This is a genomic window from Massilia oculi, from assembly GCF_003143515.1.
Classification (GTDB): domain Bacteria; phylum Pseudomonadota; class Gammaproteobacteria; order Burkholderiales; family Burkholderiaceae_D; genus Telluria; species Telluria oculi.
This window is the reverse complement of the sequence record NZ_CP029343.1, coordinates 4,798,083-4,821,689: the sequence shown is the minus strand read 5'-3', so window position 1 is coordinate 4,821,689 and position 23,607 is coordinate 4,798,083. Positions and strand designations below refer to the sequence as shown.

At 67.8% G+C, this 23,607-nt stretch carries 17 protein-coding genes and 2 pseudogenes; 6 read left to right on the top strand and 13 right to left on the bottom strand.

Features of this window, described 5'->3' with window-relative positions:
- Positions 1-68 precede the first annotated feature (68 nt).
- Entirely contained in the window at positions 69-2,207 is a 2,139-nt protein-coding gene (locus DIR46_RS21790) for a S46 family peptidase (protein WP_109347112.1), read from the bottom strand.
- 158 nt (positions 2,208-2,365) lie between these two features.
- Between DIR46_RS21790 and DIR46_RS21785 the strand changes: the two genes are divergently transcribed.
- A complete protein-coding gene (locus DIR46_RS21785) occupies positions 2,366-3,670 on the top strand; it encodes a GGDEF domain-containing protein (RefSeq protein ID WP_109347111.1) in 1,305 nt (434 codons plus the stop codon).
- Here the strand turns inward: DIR46_RS21785 and DIR46_RS21780 are convergent.
- The 10 genes and pseudogenes from DIR46_RS21780 to DIR46_RS21735 form a co-directional block, all read right to left on the bottom strand.
- Entirely contained in the window at positions 3,663-4,475 is an 813-nt protein-coding gene (locus DIR46_RS21780) for an EcsC family protein (RefSeq protein ID WP_109347110.1), read from the bottom strand. The genes DIR46_RS21785 and DIR46_RS21780 overlap by 8 nt on opposite strands.
- A gap of 40 nt (positions 4,476-4,515) precedes the next feature.
- Positions 4,516-5,481, bottom strand: coding sequence for an HDOD domain-containing protein (locus DIR46_RS21775; protein WP_109347109.1), 966 nt, complete (start codon positions 5,479-5,481; stop codon positions 4,516-4,518).
- A 51-nt stretch (positions 5,482-5,532) separates the two neighbouring features.
- Positions 5,533-6,979, bottom strand: a pseudogene (locus tag DIR46_RS21770) (efflux transporter outer membrane subunit).
- Positions 6,980-6,984: 5 nt separating this feature from the next.
- Positions 6,985-10,251 (bottom strand): efflux RND transporter permease subunit, encoded by a 3,267-nt coding sequence (locus DIR46_RS21765; protein ID WP_109347108.1) that lies wholly within the window; start codon positions 10,249-10,251, stop codon positions 6,985-6,987.
- A complete protein-coding gene (locus DIR46_RS21760) occupies positions 10,248-13,355 on the bottom strand; it encodes an efflux RND transporter permease subunit (RefSeq protein WP_109347107.1) in 3,108 nt (1,035 codons plus the stop codon). Before DIR46_RS21760 ends, DIR46_RS21765 begins: the two co-directional genes overlap by 4 nt.
- A 37-nt stretch (positions 13,356-13,392) precedes the next feature.
- Positions 13,393-14,724 (bottom strand): efflux RND transporter periplasmic adaptor subunit, encoded by a 1,332-nt coding sequence (locus tag DIR46_RS21755; protein ID WP_109347106.1) that lies wholly within the window; start codon positions 14,722-14,724, stop codon positions 13,393-13,395.
- Between the two features lie 252 nt (positions 14,725-14,976).
- Positions 14,977-16,833 carry a signal peptide peptidase SppA gene (sppA, locus tag DIR46_RS21750; RefSeq protein WP_109347105.1) on the bottom strand — a complete coding sequence of 619 codons (1,857 nt, stop codon included), beginning with the start codon at positions 16,831-16,833 and terminating at the stop codon, positions 14,977-14,979.
- 17 nt (positions 16,834-16,850) lie between these two features.
- Positions 16,851-18,335 carry a sodium:solute symporter gene (locus tag DIR46_RS21745; RefSeq protein ID WP_109347104.1) on the bottom strand — a complete coding sequence of 495 codons (1,485 nt, stop codon included), beginning with the start codon at positions 18,333-18,335 and terminating at the stop codon, positions 16,851-16,853.
- Positions 18,336-18,415: 80 nt separating this feature from the next.
- Complete coding sequence (locus tag DIR46_RS21740) at positions 18,416-18,847, bottom strand: hypothetical protein (protein WP_109347103.1); 432 nt, start codon at positions 18,845-18,847, stop codon at positions 18,416-18,418.
- A 113-nt stretch (positions 18,848-18,960) separates the two neighbouring features.
- The gene (locus DIR46_RS21735) at positions 18,961-20,448 is read right to left on the bottom strand and encodes an NYN domain-containing protein (protein WP_109347102.1); all 1,488 of its coding nucleotides are present in this window, start codon (positions 20,446-20,448) and stop codon (positions 18,961-18,963) included.
- A gap of 81 nt (positions 20,449-20,529) precedes the next feature.
- Between DIR46_RS21735 and DIR46_RS26985 the strand changes: the two are divergent.
- Positions 20,530-20,820: pseudogene (locus DIR46_RS26985) on the top strand (PAS domain-containing protein); the annotation flags it as partial.
- A 51-nt stretch (positions 20,821-20,871) separates the two neighbouring features.
- Positions 20,872-21,015, top strand: a complete 144-nt coding sequence (locus DIR46_RS26775) for a response regulator (RefSeq protein ID WP_162819589.1) — start codon at positions 20,872-20,874, stop codon at positions 21,013-21,015.
- On the opposite strand, the gene DIR46_RS21725 is transcribed toward DIR46_RS26775, so the two are convergent.
- On the bottom strand, positions 21,012-21,941 hold the full coding sequence (locus DIR46_RS21725; protein WP_109347101.1) for an alpha/beta fold hydrolase: 930 nt from the start codon (positions 21,939-21,941) through the stop codon (positions 21,012-21,014). The two genes, DIR46_RS26775 and DIR46_RS21725, sit on opposite strands and share 4 nt — an antisense overlap.
- Before the next feature lie 70 nt (positions 21,942-22,011).
- Between DIR46_RS21725 and DIR46_RS21720 the strand changes: the two genes are divergently transcribed.
- Both DIR46_RS21720 and DIR46_RS21715 read left to right on the top strand, forming a co-directional pair.
- Positions 22,012-22,389 carry a MerR family transcriptional regulator gene (locus DIR46_RS21720; RefSeq protein ID WP_109347100.1) on the top strand — a complete coding sequence of 126 codons (378 nt, stop codon included), beginning with the start codon at positions 22,012-22,014 and terminating at the stop codon, positions 22,387-22,389.
- A gap of 54 nt (positions 22,390-22,443) precedes the next feature.
- Positions 22,444-22,869, top strand: a complete 426-nt coding sequence (locus DIR46_RS21715; protein ID WP_109348106.1) for a DUF7684 family protein — start codon at positions 22,444-22,446, stop codon at positions 22,867-22,869.
- A gap of 16 nt (positions 22,870-22,885) precedes the next feature.
- On the opposite strand, the gene DIR46_RS21710 is transcribed toward DIR46_RS21715, so the two are convergent.
- The gene (locus tag DIR46_RS21710) at positions 22,886-23,302 is read right to left on the bottom strand and encodes a DUF1810 domain-containing protein (protein WP_109347099.1); all 417 of its coding nucleotides are present in this window, start codon (positions 23,300-23,302) and stop codon (positions 22,886-22,888) included.
- Between the two features lie 64 nt (positions 23,303-23,366).
- Between DIR46_RS21710 and DIR46_RS21705 the strand changes: the two genes are divergently transcribed.
- Positions 23,367-23,588, top strand: a complete 222-nt coding sequence (locus DIR46_RS21705; RefSeq protein ID WP_109347098.1) for a DUF3820 family protein — start codon at positions 23,367-23,369, stop codon at positions 23,586-23,588.
- The last annotated feature ends 19 nt before the right edge of the window (positions 23,589-23,607 follow it).

Sequence of the window (23,607 nt, the reverse complement as noted above, 5' to 3'; positions counted from 1 at the left end):
CGCCTCCGCGGGAACGACGTGCATGGTGCAATTCAGCGTGCAAGTGCACCGTTGGGCGACGTCCCGAATTACTTCTTCGGATACTTGATCGTCATTTCCTTGAGCAGGTTGTCGGCATGGTCGACTTCCTTCATCACCCACAGCATGTAGCGGATGTCGACGTGGATCGCGCGCGTGATGGCGGTGTCGAAGTACCAGTCCTTGGTGATCGACTCATAGGTCGAATCGAAGTTCAGGCCGATCAGTTCGCCCTTCCCGTTCATCACGGCCGACCCCGAGTTGCCGCCGGTGGTGTCGGCGCTCGACAGGAAGTTGACCGGCACCGTGCCCAGCGCCCGGTCCTTGAACACGCCGTAGCGCTTGCCCTCGATCGCCTGCTTGAGCGGGGCCGGCACGATGAATGGATCCTTGCCGGTCTCCTTTTCCAGGATGCCTTCGACGGTGGTGAACGGCCCCTTGACCAGGCCGTCGCGCGGCGAGAACGGCGCCACGGTGCCGTAGGTCACGCGCAGGGTCGAGTTGGCGTCCGGGTAGACCGGCTTGCCCTGCGATTTCTTCCACGCGATCACGGCCGCCATGTATTGCGGGATCACGCGTTCCAGGTTGCCGTCGATTTCGTTGCGGCGCTCTTCCAGCGCCATGCCGGCGTCGTGCAGGCGCACCGCCAGCTGGATGAACGGATCGTTCGACTTGCGGAAGGCATCGGCGTCCTTGCCGATCCAGGCCAGGCGCGTGGCGGTGTCCGACAGCTGGCTGGCCTTGTACATGCCAGAGAGCGCATCCTGCGCCGGCAGCAGCGCGTCCACGCCTTGCGGGCGCACCTTGGCGTCGATGCGGGCGTAGCGCGCCAGGGCCGCGGCGTAGCGTGCCTGGTCGACGCCGGGCACGAACGACTGCTCCAGGCGGGTCAGGCGCGCCTTGATGAAGCCCAGGTCGCGTTCCTGGTAGCCGCTCTCGCGCTCGGCGTCCGGTTTCCGGCGTTCCAGCGCCAGGCGGTACAGGGTGCGCGCGCTCTTGAGCAGGTCGCTGTGGGTCGCTTCGAGCCAGGCGGCTTCCTGGCGCTGCAGCGCCATGTCCTCGGCGATCACCGCATCCAGTTCGGACAGCAGGCCGGCGTTGCCATCCGCATGCGCCTTCTGCCAGGCGCGGAACTCGGCATCCTGCACGTCCTTGATGGCGGCGATGTCCTTGCGCGCGAAGCCGTCCAGCAGCCCCCTGGTCTTCTTGAGCACGTTGTTCAGGCCCTTGTCGACGCTCGCGTAGGCGACTCTCCAGGCCGGATTGCCCTGGGTCGCGGCGGCGATCACCGACAGGTCGGCGGTGATGGTCGCGGCCTTGGCCGGCAGGTCGACGTCGCGCGCGAAGCGGATCTCGCTCGGCAGCTTGTAGCGGCTGGTGCGTCCCGGATAGCCGGCCAGCAGGATCGGATCGCCGTTCTTCAGGCCTTCGGCCGACACCACCAGGAAATCCTTCGACTTGTAGGGCACGTTGTCGGGCGACGGGTCGGCCGGACGGCCATCCTTGCCGACGTAGGCGCGGTAGAAGGCGTAGTCGCCCACGTGGCGCGGCCACTCGTAGTTGTCGATGTCGCCGCCGTAGTTGCCGATGCGGTCGGACGGCGCGTACACCAGGCGCACGTCGCGGATCATCAGCTGCTTGATGCGGTAGTACTCCAGGCCGCGGTGGAAGGCCGGCACCGAGCAGCGCGTCGACTTGTCGGTTTCGCACTCCGCCACCAGGGCCTTGATGCGCGACTCGACCAGCGCATGGCGCTCGCTGCCCGACATGGCGGGAGTAAGACCCTGGAGCACGCGCCCGGTCACGTTCTCGACCTTCTCGGTCACGTACACCAGGGTGTTCGGGCCGCCCGGCAGTTCGTCGGCGCGGGTCTTGGCCAGGAAGCCGTCGACGATGTAGTTCCTCTCGGGGGTGGCGTTGCGCTGGATGGCGCCATAGGCGCAGTGGTGGTTGGTCACCACCAGGCCGTCGGGCGACACGAAGGACGCCGAACAGCCTCCCAGCGAGACAATGGCGCTCATCGGATGCTTGCCCAGGTCGGCCAGCTTCTCGGCCGGGATGGTGATGCCGATGCGTTTCAGTTCGGATTTCAGTTGCGGCAGCTGGTGCGGTTGCCACTGGCCTTCGTCGGCGAAGGCGGCGCTCGCCGCGCCAAGAAGGGCGACGGGCAGGACGATCGATTTGAACAAGACAAGTCCCCGGGATGAAAAAAACAATGCGCGAGTATAGCCCCGTTGCGTCGTGGCCGTCAGGTTTTCTGCCGTATTGACGGCCGTCCCGATGGCGTCAACATCGCGTCATATTGGCGTGGCAAGATGTCACATTATGCAGAAAAAGGCAGGCAGACATGAGCACCGAGGCCCCCTTGTACCGTCACCAGGTCCTCTTCCTCTCCCAGAGCTTCTTCATCAAGGACAACCGCGCCGAACTGCTGCTGCACGCGCACAAATACGATTTTGACATCGCATTTTTCAGCGAAGTCGCCGAATTCACCGCCGCCGCCGTCGCGGCCGGCCGCGACGGCAGCCTGTTCGTGATCGACCTCGACGCCCTGCACAATATGCAGGCCGACCTGCACGACAGCCGCAAGACACTGATGCTGGGCGAGCTGCTCGAACGGCTGCCGCGCGAGCATTCGTATGTCTATCTCCAATCGGGCCGCCAGGGCAGCCGCTTCCTGCTCCAGCAGCGCCTGGTGGACAGCAACTGCCTGGCGTATGCCGAAAAGCCGATCGCCAACGACGTCCTGGTCGACAAGCTGTTCAACCTGTTCGTGCGCACCGGGCGCGGCGACCCGGTGTCGCTGGTCTACCTCGGCGCGCCGGACGGCCTGGATGCGACGGCGCTGCTGGCGCAGCGGGTCGAGGTCGTCCACCACCCGGACCCGACCACGCTGCACCTGCGCGTTAAAGAGCTGCAGCCCGACCTGGTGGTGATCGCAGACGACGAGTACCGTCGCCTGGACGCGCTGGCGCGGGTCATGAAGAAGAATATCGAGGCCGATCCGGTACGCGAGATCGTGCTGCTGCAGCGCCGCCCCGACGACGCGCTGGCGCGGCGCGCGCTCGGCGACGGCTTCGACACGGTGCTGCAGGCCCCCTCCGGCCTGGTCGAGGCCCAGCTGGCCAACCGCGCCGCCAGGATCCGCGTCAGCAAGGACCTGATCGGCAAGGACCGCGCCACCGGCCTCCTGAACAAGGTCGGCCTGCAGCGCAAGACGCAAGACCTGATCCGGCAAGCCACGCTCGAGCGCAAGCAGCTCGCCTTCGGCGTGATCGACATCGACAAGTTCAAGACCATCAACGACACCTGGGGCCACCACTTCGGGGACATCGTCATCAAGCGCCTGTGCCTGTGCCTGGCGCCGCAGATGGGCGAGCGCGACCTGCTGGCGCGCTTCGGCGGCGAGGAATTCGTGCTCGTGTTCTGGGATTGCACGCTCGACGCGGCGTGGCGCCGGCTCGATGCGCTGCGCCAGGCCTTCGGCGCGGTCGAGTTCCAGGTCGCGCCGGGCGAGGCGCGGCGTTTTTCGTTCAGCGGCGGCCTGGCCGCCTTCCCCGAGCACCGCAGCGAGAACGCGCTGTTCCTGCGCGCGGATGCGATGTTATATACCGCCAAGGAGAGCGGGCGTAACAGAATTTGCCCTACGTGAGCAAACCCGCCGGCTCGTCGGTCAGGACGATCGCCTCGTACTGCCGGCGCACCGCTCCCTCGCCGTACAGGCGCTCCAGCCGCCGCACCGCGAAGTGGCCGCGGCTCATGTTCTGGAAATGGTCGACGAACAGCAGGTTGATGGTCGCGCCGCCCACGGCGCCCAGGGCCGGCACCAGCATCGCGGCCGCCTTCTGGGTCACGTGCACCTGGAAGCGCGCCGCCACCGTGGCGATCAGGCGCAGCAAGGCCGGCGTGGTGGCGGCGTTCACCGACCTGGCCGCCAGGGCCTGGGCCGCTTCGCTCACCGCCCGCGCCAGCGCGATGCGCATCGCGAAATAGCCCGAATCGGCGGCGTCGTCACCTCCGCTCGGTCCGCCCATGGCCAGCACGCGCAGGCATTCCAGCCGGGTCTCCACATCTTGCACACGCTCGCCATTGGCGCGCGCGATTTCGGCGATCGAACGCAGCATGATGACGGTGGACAGCGGCAAGTCGACCAGCAATCCGGGCAGGCCGAAGACGCCGCCCACGCCGCCCGACACGCTCGCCGCGAACTTGTGCAGGCGCGGGTACGATGCCTCCCTGCCGCCATCGGGCATCGTGGACAGCGCTCCCGTCAGCGCATACTGCAGCGCATGTTCCGTGGCCCCGCCCACCTTCTTCTGCCACGGCGCCGGCAGGCGCTCGATGGCCGCCTCGATCGGCGAGCCGACCAGGTTGCTGATGCGCGCAGCCAGGCCGGGATGCTCCAGCAGGCGCTTGGCCTCGTGCAGCTCGGCCAGGTGTTCGGCGGTCATTGTCATGGCACTATCCTCCCGAAAAAACGCGCTGCGATGCGCTAGTTCACCCCGGTAGATCGCTCAGCTTGCCCAGGCAGCGGCGCTCGAAACTGTCCAGTCCCTCGGTCACGAGCGCGTCGTCCTCTTGCACCACGTGGGCGTCGAGCAGCAGCCGCAGCTTGGCGATCCGGTCGCCGCGTTCGAGCGTCTGCGCCAGCGGCGACGCATCCGGCTGGCCGACGCTGGCGATCGCTTCCACCACGTCGGGCGGGAATTCCCAGTGGGCGGCGATGGTCGACGACAGGTCGCGACTGACGTCGAACAGGCGCCGGCCGAATTCGCTCGAACCGGGCATCTTGCCATTCTCGACAGCCCGCTCCGCCAGGCGGAAGGCCACCACCAGCCCCAGGTTCTGCATCAGCCCGGCAAGGTAGGCTTCGAACACGCCGGCGCCCAGGCCCGGCGCCATCAGGCTCGAGGCCAGCGCGCACTTCTCGGACTGGTTCCAGACCAGCGGCGCCGCCTGGCGCGCGAAGCCCTGGTCAGCCATCCTGATCAGGGGCCGGAAGGCGATCCGGGCCAGCAGCATGCGCAGGCCGTTCTGGCCGATCATCATCAGGGCGGCGTCGAGCGACTTCACCGCCTGCAGCGGCCGGTAATAGGCGCTGTTGGCCTCGCGGATCACCTCGGCCACCAGCACCAGGTCCTGCTCGACCTGGCGCGCCAGGTTTCCGGTCGAGACGTCGTCGTCGGCCAGGTCGCGCAGCAGCTTGGGGATCAGCTCGGGGATGCGCGGCACCAGGCCGCTGGCGGCCAACGGGTCGGCCGCGAGCGTGCGCACGAGCTCGAGGACATGTTCCTCGACGTCTGCTCCCGCCTGGTAACCGCCGGATGCGGTCAGCCAGCGGTAATAGGCGGCGTCGACCTGGACGCCGTAGTCATCTTCCGCCGCCTCGACCTGCGCAGCAGAGGCGTTGGTGTCGGGCGCCTTGTCGGCGCCGCTCAACATGCGATTGATCCAGTTTTTCATGGCCTGTGCGTGACTATCGATAATCGCAGCATTGTAATGCCTGGCGCGTGATTACTGCGCGGCGTCCGCCAGCCTGCTTTCCTGCCAACCACCGCCCAGCGCCTGGATCAGCGACACCGCCGCCGTCTGGCGGTCGGCCTGCACCTGCACCAGCGAGCGGCGCGCGTTCAGGGCCGTCACCTGGGCCTGCACTACCTCGGTATAACCGACCTGCCCCCTTGTAGCGGTTCAGGATCTGCTCTTCGACCAGGCCGGCCGCCTCGGCCGCCTCGGCGCGCAATTGCTGCTGCTGTTCCAGCACGCGGGTGGCGGCCAGGCCGTTCTCGACCGCGGCGAAGGCGTCCAGGGCCACCTGGCGGTAGCGCGCCACGGTCGCCTGGTGGCGCGCCTCGGCGCCTTCGACGCTGGCCCGTGTGGCGCCGGCATTGAAGAGGGTCTGGGCCGCCGACAGGCCGAACGACCAGGCCGCGGCGGACGCCGAGAACAAGTCGCCCACGCGGCTCGTATTGTTGCCGTACGAAGCGGACAGGCCGAAGTTCGGGAAGTAGGCGGAGCGCGCGATGCCGATGTCGGCATTGGCCGCCGCCACGTCGCGTTCGGCGGCGGCGATGTCGGGACGGCGCTGCAGCAGCGTCGAGGGCACGCCGACCGGCACGTCCGGCACCGACACATGCCATGGCGCCGGCGGCAGGGCGAAGCTTGAGGGGGTCCGGCCGACCAGCACCGCGATCGCGTGCTCGAGCTGGGCGCGCTGGTTCTGCAGACCGAGCGCCTCGCTGCGCGCATTGGCGAGCTGGGTCTGGGCCTGCAGCACGTCGGAGCGCGCCGCGATGCCGGCCTCGAAGCGGTTCGAGGTGATTTGCAGCACGCGCTCGTAGCCTTCGATGGTCGAGGCCAGCATCTCGCGCTGGGCGTCGGTCTGGCGCAGCGAGAAGTAGTTGATCGCCAGCTCGCCCTGGGCCGCGAGGACGGCGTTGGCCAGGTCGGCGGCGGTGGCCTGCGCGCTGGCCTCGGCGCCGGTCACGGCATTCCTCAGGCGGCCGAACACGTCCGGCTCCCAGCTGGCCCCGATCTGCAGGCGGTAGGAACTGTTCGCGCCGCGGTTGACGCTATCGTCGCCCCCGCCGGCGCGGTCCGCGCCCGCGCCCAGCGTCACCACCGGGAACAGCGAGGCGCGCTGCTGCGCCACCAGCGCGCGCGCCTGGGCATAGTTGGCGACCGCCACCGCCACGTTCTGGTTGGCGGATTCGACCCGCCTGGCCAGGCGATCGAGCTCGGGGTCTTCGAACAGGGTCCACCAGGGGCCGCGCTCGAGCGCGTCGGCCGGCGCGGCCGGGACCCAGCCTTCGGCCTCCTTGTAGCTTCCCGGCAGCGCGGCGCCGGCGGCAAGCGGGTCCGGCCGTTCATACGCGGGGCCGACGGCGCAGCCGGCCAAGGTGGTGGCAAGGGCACCGGCAAGGGCGAGCAGGGAAAGACGGAATGGAAGCTGTTGTCGCATAGTGATCAATGTTTGGCCAGGGACGGGCCGCCCTCGTCGTGAGGGTGACGGGTCAGATTGTGTTCATCGGGTTTGCGCGTGCGCAGCTTGTCGAGCAGGACGTAGACCACCGGCGTGGTGAGCAGGGTCAGGAGCTGGCTCGCGACCAGGCCGCCGATGATGGCGATGCCCAGCGGGCGGCGCAACTCCGAGCCTTCGCCGAAGCCGATCGCCAGCGGCAGCGCGCCCAGGGCGGCGGCCAGGGTCGTCATCAGGATCGGGCGGAAGCGCAGCATGCAGGCCTCGCGCACCGCCTCGGTCGCGGACAGGCCGCGCGCCCTTTCGGCTTCGAGCGCGAAGTCGATGATCAGGATCGCGTTCTTCTTGACGATGCCGATCAGCAGGAACACCCCGATCAGGGCGATGATCGAGAATTCCATCTTGAACAGCAGCAGCGCCAGCACCGCGCCGACGCCGGCCGACGGCAGGGTCGACAGCACGGTCACCGGGTGCACCAGGCTTTCGTACAGGATGCCCAGCACGATGTAGATGACGATGATGGCGGCCAGGATCAGCAGTGGCTGCTCCTTGCTCGATTCCTGCGCCGCGGCCGCGGCGCCCGCGAAGCTGCCGCGCACGTTGATCGGCATGCCGATGTCGGCCTCGGCCTGGCGCACCGCCGCCTCGCCGTCGGCCAGCGTGAAGCCTTGATTCAGGTTGTACGACACGGTGGTCGCCAGCTCGCCGTCCTCGTGGCTGACCGAGGTCGGCGTGGCGCTCTCGGCGAAGCGCGCGATCGCGCTCAGCGGCACCATGGTGGCGGCGCTGCCGGCAAGTGCCTGGCCGCCGGACGGATCGCGCGCCGCGGTCAGGCTGGCCGTCGCCGACGTCGCCGCGCCCGCCGCGCCGGCCGCCGCCGCCGTGCCGGTGGTCGAGGACACCACGCCCGAGGCTCCACCGGTCGGCCGCGCCGGCACGTACACGTCCTTCAGGGCTTCCGGCGACTGCGCGTATTGCTGGGCCACCCCCATCACCACATGGTACTGGTTCAGCTCATCGTAGATGTTCGCCACCTGACGCTGGCCGAAGGCGTTGTAAAGGGCATTGGTGACGTCGCGCGTGCTGATGCCCAGGCGCGCCGCCGTCTCCTTGTCGATGGTGACGAAGGTCTCCACGCCGTTTTCCTCCAGGTCGGTATCGATGTCGACCAGCGCCGGCTGGGCCTTCATGGCCTCGCCCAGGCGCGCCGCCCACAGCTTGAGCGCCTCGGCACTGTCGCTCTTGAGCGTGTACTGGTAGGTGGAGTTGCTCGAGCGCCCGCCCATGCGCAGGTCCTGCACCGGATTGAGGAAGATCGTGATGCCGGTGACCTTCGCCATCTGCGGACGCAGGCGCGCAATCACGGCCTGGGCCGCGACGTCGCGCTCGCCCACCGGCTTCAGGTTGACGAACATGAAACCGCCGCCGGCGCGGCCGCCGCCGGTGAAGGCGACGACCGTCTCCACCGCCGGATCCTTGCGGATGATCTCGACCAGCTGGTAGATCTTCTGCTGCATCGCCGCCGACGAGATGCTCTGGTCGGCGCGGATGCCGCCGTTCATCTGGCCCGAATCCTGCTGCGGGAAAAAGCCTTTCGGGGCGCTGGAGAACAGGTAGACGTTCAGCGCCACGGTGAACAGCAGGATGATCATCACCAGGAACTTGCTGTCCAGCGCCCAGTCGAGCGCGTGCTCGTAGACGCGCAGCACGCGCGCAAAACCCTTCTCGGACCAGCGTGAGAGGCGACCCGGCTTCTTGTGCGGGTCTTCCTTGCGCAGCAGCCAGGCGCACATCATCGGCGTCGTGGTCAGCGAAATCACCAGCGAGATCAGCACCGCCGCCGACAGCGTCACCGCGAATTCGCGGAACAGGCGACCCACCTGCCCGCCCATGAACAGCAGCGGAATGAACACCGCCACCAGCGACAGCGAGATCGACAGCACGGTGAAGCCCACTTCGCGCGCGCCCAGCAGCGCGGCCTGCATGCGGTCCATGCCGTTCTCGATATGGCGCGCGGTGTTTTCCAGCACCACGATGGCGTCGTCGACGACGAAGCCGGCGGCCACCGTCAAGGCCATCAGCGACAGGTTGTTGAGCGAGAAGCCGAGCGCGTACATCACGCCGAAGGTGCCCAGCAGCGACACCACAGTGGCCACCGCCGGCACCACCGTGGCGCGCAGGGAGCGCAGGAACACGCTGACCACCGCCACCACCAGCACGATCGACAGCACCAGGGTGAACTCGATCTCGTGCAGGGAGGCGCGGATCGAGTTGGTGCGGTCCGAGGCCACCGCCAGGTTGATGTCGCCGGGAAGCTGGGCCTGCAGCGACGGCAGCAGGTCGCGGATGCCGTCCACGGTCTCGATCACGTTGGCGTCGGGCTGGCGCGTGATCAGGACGATCACCGCCGGCTGGCCGTTGAACAACCCCAGCGTGTAGATGTTCTCGGGGCCGTCGAACACGGTGGCCACGTCCGACAGGCGCACGGCGGCGCCGTCGCGCCAGGCCACCACCAGGTCACGATAGTCGCTGGCGCTGCGGCCGTCGCCGCCAGCCGGCTGCGAGTAGATCTGCAGCCGGTTGCCATTGCCCTCGATCTCGCCTTTCGGGCGGTTCGGATTGCTGGCCTGGATCGCGGCGCGCACGTCCTCGCTCGAGACCCCATAGCGGTTCATCGCATACGGCACCAGCTCGATCCGGACCGCGGGCAGCGAGCCGCCGCCGATCTCCACCTCGCCCACGCCTTTCACCTGGGCCAGGCGCTGCTGCACCAGGTTCGACACCGAATCGTAGATCTGCGCCGGCGATTTCGTCTTCGAGGTCAGCGCGAGAATGATCACCGGCGCATCCGACGGATTGGCCTTCCTGTAGGTCGGATTGCTGCGCAGGGTGGCCGGCAGGTCGGCGCGCGAGGCGTTGATCGCCGCCTGCACCTCGCGTGCGGCGGCGTCGATCTGGCGATTGAGCTCGAACTGCAGGTTGATCCGGGTCGAGCCGGTGCCGCTGCGCGAGGTCATCTCGTTGACCCCGGCGATCACGCCCAGGCGCCGCTCGAGTGGGGTGGCCACGCTGGAGGCCATGGTATCCGGACTGGCGCCGGGCAGCGAGGCCGATACCGAGATCGTCGGATAGTCCACCTGCGGCAACGGCGCGACCGGCAGCACGAAATAGGCCGCGATGCCGGCCAGCGCCAGGCCGATCGTCAGCAGGACCGTGGCGATCGGGCGCTCGACGAAGGGGCGCGACAGGTTCATGCGCCCGCCCCTTCGGCGCCTTTATCACCACCTTGCGGCGCCTTGCCGGTCCAGCGCCGCGCGGTGCGGTCGAATGCCAGGTAGATCACCGGGGTGGTAAACAGCGTCAGCAGCTGGCTCAGGATCAGGCCGCCGAAGATGGCCAGGCCCAGCGGCCGGCGCAGCTCGGCGCCTTCGCCGGTGCCCAGCATCAGCGGGACCGCAGCGAACAGCGCCGCCAGGGTCGTCATCAGGATCGGGCGGAAGCGCAGCAGCGCGGCCTGGCGGATGGCGTCCAGCGGCGACTTGCCCTCCTCGCGCTCGGCCTCGATCGCGAAGTCGATCATCATGATCGCGTTCTTCTTGACGATGCCGATCAGCAGGATGATACCGATGATGCCAATCACGCCCAGACCCTGCCCGCTGACCCATAGCGCCAGCAGCGCGCCGACCCCGGCCGACGGCAGGGTCGACAGGATCGTCAGCGGGTGGATGTAGCTCTCGTAGAGCACGCCGAGCACGATATAAACACAAACAACAGCGGCCAGGATCAGCCACAGCTGGTTCGACAGCGACGCCTCGTAGGCGCCGGACGCGCCGAGGAAGGTGATGCTGACCGAGGCCGGCATGCCGATCTCCTCGGCGGCGGCGCGGATCGCGCTCACGGCCTGCCCCAGCGAGGTGCCGGAGGCGGTGTCGAAGCCGACCGTCGCCGCCGGGTACTGGGCCACGTGGATCACCTGCAGCGGCGCCTGGCGCTCGCTGATGGTGGCGATCGCCGACAGCGGCGTCGGCTGGCCGGAACCGGTGCGCAGCTGCAGGCGGCCGAGGGCGGCGAACGACATCGTCTCGTCCTGCTGCGCCTCCAGGATCACGCGGTACTGGTTGGTCTCGGTAAAGATGGTGGACACGATGCGCTGGCCGAAGGCGCTGTACAGCGCGTCGTCGATCGACGCCGCCGTGATCGACAGGCGCGACGCGGTGTCGCGGTCGATGTCGATGAAGGCGGCGGCGCCGGTGGCGCCGGCATCGGTGATCGCCGTGCGCAGCTCGGGCAGGCTGCCGATCTTCTGCGTCAGCCGGCGCGCCCACTCGTTGACGGTCTCTTCATCGGCGCCTTCGATCGACAGCCGGTACTGGGTCGGGCCGCTCTCGGCGTCGATGGTCAGATCCTGGGTCGGCTGCAGGAACAGCTGCAGGCCCGCCACAGTGGCCACGCGCTGGCGCAGGCGCTGCATGGTCTCGAGCTGGTCGCCGCGGTCCGCCTTCAGGTTGATCAGCATGGTGCCGGTGTGCAGCATCGTGTTGTTGGCGGCGTCGACGCCGACATACGACGCCACCGAGGCGACTTCGGCGTCCTGCATGATCTGGCGCGCCGCCTCCTGCTGCAGCTTGGCCATATCGGTGTACGAGATCGATTGCCGCGCCTGGACCCGCGCCTGCAGCTGGCCGGTGTCCTGGGTCGGGAACAGGCCTTTCGGGATGATCGTCCACATCAGCGCCGTCAGTACCAGGGTGCCCAAGGCCACCAGCAGCGTCAGTCCCTGGCGCTTCAGCACCCAGCCGAGCATCACGTCGTAGCGCGCGATCACACGGTCGAAAAACAGCTGGAAGCGATGGGCGAACTTGCCCGGTTTCTCGTCCTCGTGGCTGCGCAGCCAGCGCGCCGACATCATCGGCACCAGCGTCAGCGACACCACGCCCGAGATCAGGATCGTGATCGCCAGGGTCACGGCGAATTCGCGGAACAGGCGGCCGACCACGTCGCCCATGAACAGCAGCGGAATCAGCACCGCGATCAGCGACACGGTCAGCGAAATGATGGTGAAGCCGATCTGGGAAGCGCCCTTGATCGCGGCCGCCATCGGCTTTTCGCCCTTCTCGATATAGCGCGCGATATTCTCGATCATGACGATCGCATCGTCGACCACGAATCCGGTGGCGATCGTCAGCGCCATCAGGGACAGGTTGTTGAGGCTGTAGCCGAGCAGGTACATCGCGCCGAAGCTGCCGATCAGCGAGATCGGCACGGCGAGACTGGCGATGATGGTCGCGCGCAGGCTGTGCAGGAAGGCGAAGATCACCAGCACCACCAGCACCACGGCCAGCAGCAGCTCGATCTGCACGTGCTTGACCGAGGCGCGGATGCCGGTGGTGCGGTCGCTCAGCACGTCCATGCGCAATGCGGTCGGCAGGCCGGCCTGCAGCTCGGGCAGGCGCGCCTTGATCGCGTCCACGGTGGCGATCACATTGGCGCCGGGCTGGCGCTGCACGTTGAGGATGATCGCCGGCTTCATATTGGCCCAGGCGCCCAGGCGCACGTTCTCGGCGCTGTCGACGACCTTCGCTACATCAAGCAGTTTCACGGGGGCGCCGTTGCGGTAGGCGACGATCAGGTTCTGGTAGTCGGGGACGGTGACCAGCTGGTCGTTGGCATTGATCGCATACGAGCGGGTCGGGCCGTCGAAGCTGCCTTTGGCGCTGTTGGCGTTGGCGGCGGAGATCGCGGTGCGCAGCGTGTCCAGCCCCAGGCCATACGACGCCAGCGCCTCGGTGTCGGCCTGGATCCGCACCGCGGGCCGCTGGCCGCCCGACAGCGAGACCTGGCCCACGCCCGAAACCTGGCTGATCTTGAGCGCCAGGCGCGTGTTGACGAGATTCTGCACCTCGGTCAGCGGCAGCGTGTCCGAGGTGATGGCCAGGGTCAGCACCGGCGCGTCGGCCGGGTTGACCTTGGCGTAGACCGGCGGCGCCGGCAGGTCGGTCGGCAGCAGCGAGCCCCCGGCATTGATCGCGGCCTGCACTTCCTGCTCGGCCACGTCGAGCGTCTCGCCCAGCGCGAACTGCAGGGTGACGATCGAGACCCCGGCGGCGCTGGTGGAACTCATGCGGGTCAGGCCCGCCATCTGGCCGAACTGGCGCTCCAGCGGCGCGGTGACGGTGCGCGCCATGACCTCGGGACTGGCGCCCGGGTACAGGGTCTGCACCTGGATCGTCGGAAAGTCCACCTGCGGCAGCGCCGACAGCGGCAGGAAGCGGTAGCCGACCAGGCCCGAGAGCACGATCGCCAGCATCAGCAAGGCGGTGGCGACCGGGCGGTTGATGAAGGGAGTGGAGGGACTCATCGGATGCTCCCCGCGCACTCATCGCGGTGCCGCAACATCATTGGCGCGCTCCCTGGGCCGGACGGTCTTGTCCCTCGCCACGTCCCTGCCCTTGTCCTTGTCCTTGTCCCTGTCCCTGTCCACGCGCACCCGCCGGACGATCGCCCGGCAACACCACGCTGGCGCCATCGCGCAGGCGGTCGGCGCCTTCGGTGATCACCTGCTCGCCCACCTTCAGGCCGCTGGCGATCTGCACCTTGTCGGCGCTCGCCTGGCCGCGCTGGACGGTGCGCAGCGCCACGGTGCGCGCCTGCGGGTCGAGCACGTAGACGAAGTCGCCGTTGGCGCCGTGGCGCAGCGCCGTCACCGGGACCACCACCGCATCGTTCAGGGTGTCGACGGTCAGGCGCAGGTTGACGAACTGGCTGGGGAACAGCTTGTTGTCGGCATTGGCGAAGCGGGCCTTGGCGCGCACGGTGCCGGTCTGGGTGTCGACCTGGTTGTCGAGCGCGATGAAGCTGCCGCTGGCCAGCGCCTCGGTGCGGGTGCGGTCCAGCGCGGTGGCCGGCAGCTTGCCGCCCTGCGCGATGCGTCCCTGCAGCGCCGGCAAGTGGTCTTGCGGCACGGCGAATTCGACGTCGATCGGCGACAGCTGGGTAATGACGGCGATGCCGTTCGCATCGCCGCTGCCGACCAGGTTGCCCACGTCCACCGTGCGCAGGCCGACCCGGCCGCCGATCGGCGCGCGCACCGTCGCGTAGTCGAGGTTGAGCTGGGCCGTGCCTTCGGCCGCCTTGTTGGTCATCACCGTGCCTTCGAGCTGCTTGACCAGCGCCGCCTGGGTATCAACTTCCTGGCGCGCGATCGAATCTTGCTCGAGCAGGGTGCGGTAGCGCGACAGCATCAGGCGCGCGCTCTCCAACTGGGCTTCGTCGCGCTGGCGCTGGCCGCGCGCCTGCAGCAAGGCCATCTCGAAGGGGCGCGGATCGATCGTCGCCAGCACCTGGCCCTGCTTGACCAGCTGGCCCTCGCTGAAATGGATCTTCTGGACCACGCCCGACACCTGCGGACGCACGGTGGCGGTGGCGGCGGCGACCACGGTGCCGAGCGCCTCCAGGGTCACCGGCAGATCGACCTGCTGGGCGGTCGCGACGCCGACCGTGGTGGCCGGACGGCCCCGTCCCCCGCCCGGCCCGCCGCCAGGTCCGCCGGCCGCCATCCCCGGCCCACCCGCGCCGCCGGGACCGCCCGCCGGCTGGTGGGTGAGCCACCAGGCGAGACCGCCCAGCGCTACCATCGACAGCACGGCGATCACGCCGCCGATGAGGCGGGAGCGCCGGCTGCGGGCGGGACGTTCGGTGATTGGATGGGGCGGGAGATGCTGGTCCATGCTTGTCCTTGTTCTCGAAAAATTTGCTACTTGCACAATACGGGGCACGATGACTTTAGCATGGGCCATTCACGGGATATGTTTCGTAACGTACATTGCTCTTCCGCTGAGACCACGATTTCTCTCCCTCCTTAACACCGATTTACACGGTTCGCCCCTATTTAGGCGACGTAAACGGAAAACGGGCGCGAGACTCCGCTCGCGCCCGTTGAAACACTGTATTAATCAGTTACAAACTGCTTACAAGATTGATCACCAGTTGCCGCAGAAGCAATGCGCCACCGCCGCGAACGGCTTGCGTTCCTGCGTCAACTCGGACAGGAAAGCCATGTCCTGCGCCACCTGGCCGACCGGGCCGGCCGGGATGGCCCCCTCGACCAGGCCCAGCTTGACCTGGATCGTCATCGCCTGCGCCGCCGAGGCGCCGGCCATCTGCAGGAAGCGCTCCACGCGCGTGACCGGACGCTCGACGTAGACCACGCGGTAATCCTTGGACAGCCTGGCGCGGCCGGCGGCCGAGGCCAGCGCGTCGTTGTAGCTGCCCAGGCGGTCGACCAGGCCGCGCTCCTTGGCCTGGGCGCCGGTCCAGACCCGGCCCTGCCCCACTTCGTCGATCTTCGCCTGGGTGGTCTTGCGTGCCGCCGCCGCCTTGCTGGTGAAGTCGGCATAGACGTTGTTGATGCTTTGCTGGACCAGCTTCTCGAAGCGCGGGTCGAGCGGACGCAGCGGGTTGTAGGCATCGGCCAGCCAGGTGGTGGTGACGCCGTCGGTGCGCACGCCCAGCTTGTCGGCCACCTTGTCGGCGGTCGGCAGCAGCGCGAACACGCCGATCGAACCGGTGATGGTGGCCGGGTCGGCGATGACTTCGTCGGACGCCATCGAGATCCAGTAGCCGCCCGACGCCGCCACGCTGCCCATCGACACCACCACCGGCTTGCCGGCGGCGCGCGTCAGCTCCAGCTCGCGCCGGATCAACTCGGAGCCATAGGCGCTGCCGCCGGGAGAATCGACGCGCAGCACCAGGGCCTTGATCGAATCGTCCTCGCGTGCCTGGCGGATCAGGTTGGCCGTGGCGCGGCCGCCGATCACGCCGGGACCGCCGGCGCCGTCGGTGATGGTGCCGGAGGCGACGATCACGCCGACCGCATCGCCGAAGGCCTTCTGCGGGTGGCGCGCCAGGTACTCGTACATGCCGATCTGGCGGAACGACTTGATGTCTTCTTCGTAGACGCCGCGCTTGACCATCAGCGCGCGCAGCTCGTCGCGGGTCTTGAGGCCGTCGACCAGCCTGGCCTGCAGGGCGACCCTGGCGGCGCTGCCGCCGGCCGCTTCCATGCGCTCGGGCAGCGTGTCGATCATGCTGGTGAGCGCCCCGTCGGGCAGCTTGCGGTTCTTTTCGACCAGGCCGGTGTAACCCGACCACATCGCGTTGTACAGGAAGGCGTCGGCCTCGCGCGCGGCGTCCGACGGGCCGTTGGCGATATACGGCTCGGCCGCGCTCTTGTAGGTGCCGACCTTGACCAGGTTGACCGTCACGCCGACCTTGTCGAGCGCGTCGCGGTAGTAGTTGCGGCGCCCGCCGAAGCCTTCGATCAGCACCATGCCCATCGGATGCACGTAGACCTCGTTGGCGTGCGAGGCGACCAGGTAGCGCTTCTGGTCGTACTGGCCGCTCCAGGCCACGACCGTCTTGCCGGCCTTCTTGACGCGGTCCACCGCGGCGCCGAATTCGCGCAGCATGGCCATGCCGCCGCCGTTCATTTCGTCCAGCAGCAGCACCACGCTCGTGATGTCGGGATCGCGCGCGGCATTGTCCAGCACCTGGATCACGTCGCGCAGGCGCACCGTCCGCTTGCTGTCGCCGCCGACATTGTCGAGCACCGTATCGCGCAAGGTGGTCTCGTACTGCTCGACCAGGTCGCCCTTCACCTCGACCACCAGCGCCGTCTTCTCGGACAGCGGCTTGACGCCGCCGCCGAAGAACATCGCGACGATCAGGATGAGGATCAGCAGGAACAGCAGGTTGAAGAAGGTGCGGCGGGTCACGTCGAGCGCGGTCCAGAGGAACACGAACCCGCGCCGCAACGCACTCAGGGGCTTGAAGGCCATCTAAACTCCAGTCTAGGTCAATGAAGCGGTCGGGCGACCTGCCCGGCCCCGGCAAGGCCGGGGTTGCGGCGCGAGATCGCATACAAGCCGGCAAACACCAGTATGCCGTTAATCAACAGTAATTCCAGCCCGAGGCGATAGGCGCCGAGCAGGTAAGCCTGATTGTACTCAAGGATCGCGCACAGGACGGGCGCGCCGACCGTCACCAGCGGGACAAGCCTGTCCTTGGGCATGCGCGCGGTCAGCATGCCGAAGGCGAACAGGCCGAGCAAGGGCCCGTAGGTATAGGCTGCCAGCTTGAGGATTACGCCGATCATGCTCGGGTTGTCGGCCGCCTTGAAGCCCAGCACCAGCAGCAGGAACAGGAAGGCGAAGCCCAGGTGCACGCGGCGGCGCAGGCTTTCTGCCTGGGCCTGGGTCAGGTCGGTGCGGCGCTTGATGCCGAGCAGGTCGATGCAGGTCGACGAGGTCAGCGCCGTGATGGCCCCGTCCGCGCTGGGAAACAGGGCCGAGATCAGGGCGATCAGGAAAATAATCTGCAGACCTGCCGGCAGGTGGCCCATCACCACCGCCGGGAAGATCTTGTCGCCGGTGGCCGTCACGCCCACCAGCGGCGCATACAGGTACAGCAGGCCGCCCAGGAACAAGAATGACAGCAGCACCACGACCAGCACCGCGGTCAGGGTCAGCATGTTCTTTTGCGAATCCTTCAGGGTCTTGACCGAGATGGTCTTCTGCATCATCTCCTGGTCCATGCCGGTCATGGTGATCGTGATCAGGGCGCCGGCGATGATCTGCTTGAGCCAGAAATTGGGGCTGTCGACGTCATGGGTGAAGATATTTGCCAGGCCCTGCGACTGCATCTGGTTCAGGCTTTCCGGGATCGACATATTCAACTCGCCCAGCAGGATCCAGACGCAGGCGAACAGGCCGAACAGCATGCAGCTGGTCTGCAGGGTGTCGGTCCAGACGATGGTTTTCACGCCGCCCTGGTAGGTGTAGAGCAGGATCATGCCCAGCACGACCAGGGTGCTGAGCCAGAACGGCACGCCCAGGCTGTCGAGGATGATGGCTTGCAGGATGTTCACCACCAGGTACAGGCGCGCGGTGGCGCCCAGCAGGCGCGAGACGATGAAGAAACCGGCGCCGCTCTGGTAGGCGCGGCGGCCGAGGCGCACGTCGAGGTAGTGGTAGATCGAGGTCAGTTGCAGGCGGTAGTACAGCGGCAGCAGCACGTAGGCTACGGCGATGTAGCCGATGACGTAGCCGATCACGATCTGGGCATAGCCGAAGCCGTCGACGCCGACGGCGCCCGGCACGCTGACAAAAGTCACGCCGGACAGCGTGGTGCCGACCATGCCGAAGGCGACCAGCATCCAGTTGCTGCTCTTGTTACCGATGAAGAAGCTGTCGTTGTTGGCGCCCTTCGAGGTGGCCCAGGCGACGCCGAGCAGCAGTGCGAAATAAGCGATGAGGATGCAGAAGAGAAGTAGCGGGGACATGGCGGGCCGAGGTTGACGTTTCGCCCAGCAATATACACCCTAGGCCACGCAGGCCCAAGGGCCGCGGCCACTCCCGCCGCTCAGATCTCCTCGCCGCGCACCCGGGTGAAGGGGCCGATGCAGGCCTCGATCGAGGCTTCGGCGCACAGCAGGAACAGCTTGCCGGACGGATGAAAGCGCACGAAATGGGTGGCGTTGGCGCCCGGCTTCATGACGTTGCCGGAGCAATCGGGCTTGCCGTTGTCCTTGGTGACGCGGTCGGTCAGGCGGTAGAAGCCGTCGGGGTCGGGCTTGTTCGGGATCGTGTAGACGCTCTCGGAAATCTCGGCGGCGCTGGTGACCAGCGTGGTGCCGTCGGCGCGGAAGCGGTAGGTTTCGAGGCAATCGGTGTCGGGCACGGCGAGACGCCAGATGCCGAGGATCGGATGGTCGGAGGCCGGACCCTTCTGGGCCAGCGCCGGCAGGCAGGCGCCCAACAGGGACAACAGCAACAGGCTGGCAACTGTGCGCATGGCGAGCTCCTTCGCGGCCGGATGGCGCCTGTCCGGGCCCGGACAGGCGATGCCATTATTGCATCGGAGAGAAGGAGATGGCGCACGCGCCAGCCCTGCCCCTCCTGTGCAGATCAGCCGTTCTCGCTCCCGGCCTTCGGCTTGGCCGGGCGGCGGGCGCGCGGTGCAGCCTTGCGCGCCGGCGCCTTGTGGGCCGGACGGGCGGTCTTCTTGCGCGCAGCCTTGGCGTCGTCCTGGGTCGCCTCCGATACCGGCTCCGCTTCGGCCGCTTCGGCCGCTTCGGGCTCCACAGGCACGACCGCAGCCGGCACGGCGGCGGCTTCCTCGGCCTCGGCCGCCAGCGCGGCCTGTTCGGCCAGCTTCTTGGCGGACGGCTTGCGCGGCGTGCGGCGGCGTTCCTTGACCGGGGCCGCTGCGGCCGGCGCTGCTTCGGCGGGCTCCGCTTCCTGGGCGGTGGGCGCTTCCGGCTCGCTCACGAACAGCGTCGGCTGCGAGGCCGGTTGCTCGATGGCTTCGGCTTCGGCCTCCGCTTCGGCATCGGTCACGACCGGTTCCAGCAAGGCCGGAATCGGCGCGGAGCTCGACGCCGCTTCGGCGCGGCCACCCTTGCGGCCACCGCGGCCACGGCCACGGCGGGTGTCCGGCTTGGCCGCCTCTTCCGGCGCGCCGTCGACCGGAGCGATGGCGTCGACCAGGTCCTGGACCACCGCTTCCGGCGCCTGAGTGACGTCCTGCGCCGCAGCCTCGACGCTCGGGGCGAGGGCCGGCGCGCTGGCGCTGCGGTAGACGTAGGTGCCCGACTTCTCGTCGCGGCCGAACTCGAACAGGCCGCGGGTCTGCGCTTCCTCGAGCAGGTTGCCGAAGGTGCGGAAGCCGTAATAGGTCTCGGAGAAGTCGGGACGGCGGCGCTTGAGGGTGTCCTTCAGCAGCGAAGCCCAGATCTTGCCGGTGTCGCCGCGCTCGGATACCAGGGCGTCGAAGGTTTCGACCACCATGTCCAGCGCCTGCACCTTGCGCGCCTCGAGTTCTTCCTTACGCTTGTCGTCGGTCGCGTTGGGACGCCGCGTCGACTGGCCCTTGCGCGCCTCCTGCTCTTCCTTGCGCTTGGCGGTGGCGCGGTTCTTTTCGCGCACCAGGTCGTCGTAGAAGATGAATTCGTCGCAGTTGGCCACCAGCAGGTCGGAGGTCGACTGCTTGACGCCGACACCGATCACCTGCTTGGCGTTCTCGCGCAGCTTCGAGACCAGCGGCGAAAAGTCGGAGTCGCCGCTGATGATGACGAAGGTATTGACATGCGACTTGGTGTAGCACAGGTCGAGGGCGTCGACGACCAGGCGGATGTCGGCCGAATTCTTGCCCGACTGGCGCACGTGCGGGATCTCGATCAGCTCGAAGTTCGCCTCGTGCATGGCCGCCTTGAAGCCTTTGTAGCGGTCCCAGTCGCAGTACGACTTCTTGACCACGATGCTGCCCTTGAGCAGCAGGCGTTCCAGCACCGGCTTGATGTCGAATTTCTCGTAGTTGGCGTCGCGCACGCCCAGTGCGACGTTTTCGAAGTCGCAGAACACCGCCATGCTGATGTTGTCGGAAGATGAGGCCATGAGTTGTTGTTTTCTGGTAGTAAGTGGACAGGCTAACGGCGATTATACGCAACCGCCGGAGCTTTCCGCCGTCCCGCTCGCGCCGGCGGCCAATCGGCCATCAGGCGCGCCATCGACCAGAGGTCGATCTTCGAACTGGAACATCGCGTGCGGCGCGCCGATGGCAGCTTCGGCTGGTCCCTGTCGCGCGCGGTGCCGATGGTCGACGCCAGCGGAGCGATCCATGAATGGATCGGCGCCGCCAGCGACATCGCCGAGCGCAAGGCGGCGGAAGAAAATCTGCGCGAGGCCGATCGCCGCAAGGACGAATTCCTGGCCATGCTGGTGCACGAGCTGCGCAATCCCCTGGCGCCGATCGGCGCCGCGGCCTAGCTGCTGCAGCTTGCGCGCCGCCTGCGGGCACTGCCGGAAACGGCGGAGGCGATGCTGGTCGCGGTCACCGGCTACGGCCAGGCGCGCGACCGCGACCAGATCCTCGCGGCCGGTTTCGACCATCACCTGGTCAAGCCGATCGATACCGGGCGGCTGTACGCGCTGCTCGGCGCCTGCTGTCACACTGCAGCCTAACTCCCCGGTGCAACCTGGCGCGGCCCGCCCTGCACGAAGCGCGCCAGGTCCCGCGCAAAGCGTTCCGGCTCTTCGACGAACGGAGCGTGGCCCGACTCCGCATACACCGCCTGTTCGATGCGTGCGTTGAGCTGGCGCGCCCTTGCCATCGTCGGCGCCGCGTGGACCAGGGCGTCGCGCGCGCCATACAGCAGCAGCACCGGCACCCGCGCGGCCGCCAGGCCGCGCAGGGACACGTCCATCGAATGCACCGCGGCCTGCATGTCCCAGGAGGCCATGGCGGCGGCGCCCAGCAGGCGCTCGAAGTCGCCCTGGCCCGGCCTGGTGTGGAAGCACAGGGCCAGGAAGGCGCGCTGGGCATCGAGGCGCGTGCCCAGGTCGGACGCATTCAGGTCGCGATAGACGTCGGGGTGTGCGACGATCTGGCGCGCATCCGTCAATTCGACGACGCCGTTGACATAGACCGCGCCGCCGATGGCGGCGTCGCCATATGCGGCCAGATAGTTCGAGATCACCGCCGCTCCCAGCGACCAGCCGACCAGCACCGGCTTGTGCGCCTTCGTGGCCGCGATGACGGCCGCCAGGTCGTCGGCCCAGCGCCGCCCTTCGCGGTAGGCCGCCGGGCCGCCCGGCTTGCCGGACAGGCCGTGGCCGCGCAGGTCGTAGCTGATCAGGCGGTATCCCTGCAGCGCCGGACTGGCGCGCTGGGCATCCCAGTTCAGGTGACTGCCCAGCAGGCCGTGGATGAACAGGATGGCGGGGCCGTCCGGATTGCCGGATTCCTGCACCGCCAGGGTCACGCCGTCGGGCGCGGTAACGGTGCCGTGCCGGGTCGCGGCCTGCGCCAGGGAACAGGCGGCGAAGAGGATCGCGGCCAGCAGGAAGATGCGGGCGCGCGCCCGCGCGAATGGATGATTCAGGTTCATGGTGTACTCCAGGATCGATGAAATGCTATCCTGAAGCCTGACATTAATGTGAGGGTCAAGCGAAAACCGCATGCAATCCGATTCTTCCCCTGCAGTGCTGGCGATCGGCGAGCTGGCGCGCCAGACCGGCGCCAGCGTGCGCTCGCTGCGCCACTACGACCAACAGGGCCTGCTCGGCGCCCGTCGCGCCGCCAACGGCTACCGCGTGTTTCCGCCGGCCGCCGTGACCCGGGTGCGCCAGATCCAGCGCCTGATCGCGGCCGGCTTCACCCTGGCCGAGATCCGCGGCTTCCCCAACTGCATGCTGGCGGTCGAGGGCGCCGCCATGTGCGCCGAGACGGCGCCGGCCCAGCACAAGCTGCTGGCCGCCATCGAAGCCAAGATGGGCGAACTCGAACGGCGGCGCGCGCGCCTGCGCGCCATGCTGGCGGGAACCGCCGGCGACTAGCATGATCGGCTCCGGGCGGCGATAATGCCGCCAACCTTTTCCGGCATCGACACCATGCAAGCACACAAAGCCCATTACCTGCAGCTGCGTCCCCACGACGCCCTGCCCGACCTGAAGCACCTGGCGCCGTTCATGGCCGTGGTGGTGATCGACGACGACAGCGACGAGATGTGGCGCTGGGACGTCGCGCGCTGGCTGGTCGATTCCGGCTGCCGCTTCATGCTGGCATGGGGCAAGGAGTGCGCGAGCTGGGACGAGGCGGTCGAGGACGCGGCCCTGGAGGCGTTCGATTACGAAGACGTGGCGCCTGAACAGACCGTGCTGACCACGGCGCACGAGGACGACGACCTGGACGAGGTGTTCTGGTTCGCCCGCCACCGCGCCAGCCATCCGGCGCTGCGCTTCAGCACCGCGGTGATCCTGCACGTGGCGGTGCGCGGCCGGCCCGACGAATTGCTGGCGCAGTTCGCCGACGCCTGAACCGCCGGCCCGATCCCTACACCCGCGCCAGCGTTTCCGGGTCGGCTTCGCCGTCGAAATACTTGTCGATGCAGGCCTGGAACACGGCTTCGTCCGGCGCCACGTCGGCGAACAGCGTCATCGACGAGCGGAATTTCAGCTCGTCCGGGTACCCGAAGATCTCGTGCGCCGACGGCCCGTCGAGCGCGGCGACGATGCCGGCGCATTCGCGCAGGCGCCGGCCCAGCACCGGATGGGCCAGGTAGGCGGCCGCCTCGTCCTCTGAGGCGATGGCATAACGCTGCGCCATCTCGCTGCTGCCCAGCCCCTTGAACTGCGGAAAGACGTACCATATCCAGTGGCTGCGCTTGCGCCCGGCCCGCAATTCGGCCAGCACATCGGCGTAGACCGGCTCCTGCGCCTCGACGAAGCGCGTCAGGTTGAACTCATCCATGACATTTCCTCCCCTTGTCATCCAAATGCTACAACGCCGTCGTTGTTTGCTAAAGTGCCGCACGATGAACGCCGAACACCTCTCCCTCCTCCTCATCCGCGAAATGCCCTACGGGAAATATAAAGGCCGCAAGCTGGCCGACCTGCCGGGCCACTACCTGGGTTGGTTCGCACGCGAGGGCTTTCCGCGCGGCGAATTGGGCCAGTTACTGGCCCTGATGTACGAACTCGACCATAATGATTTGGGCGGCCTGCTCGATCCGCTGCGCAAAGCACCGACTAGGTGATTCCCTCTAGCAATACACC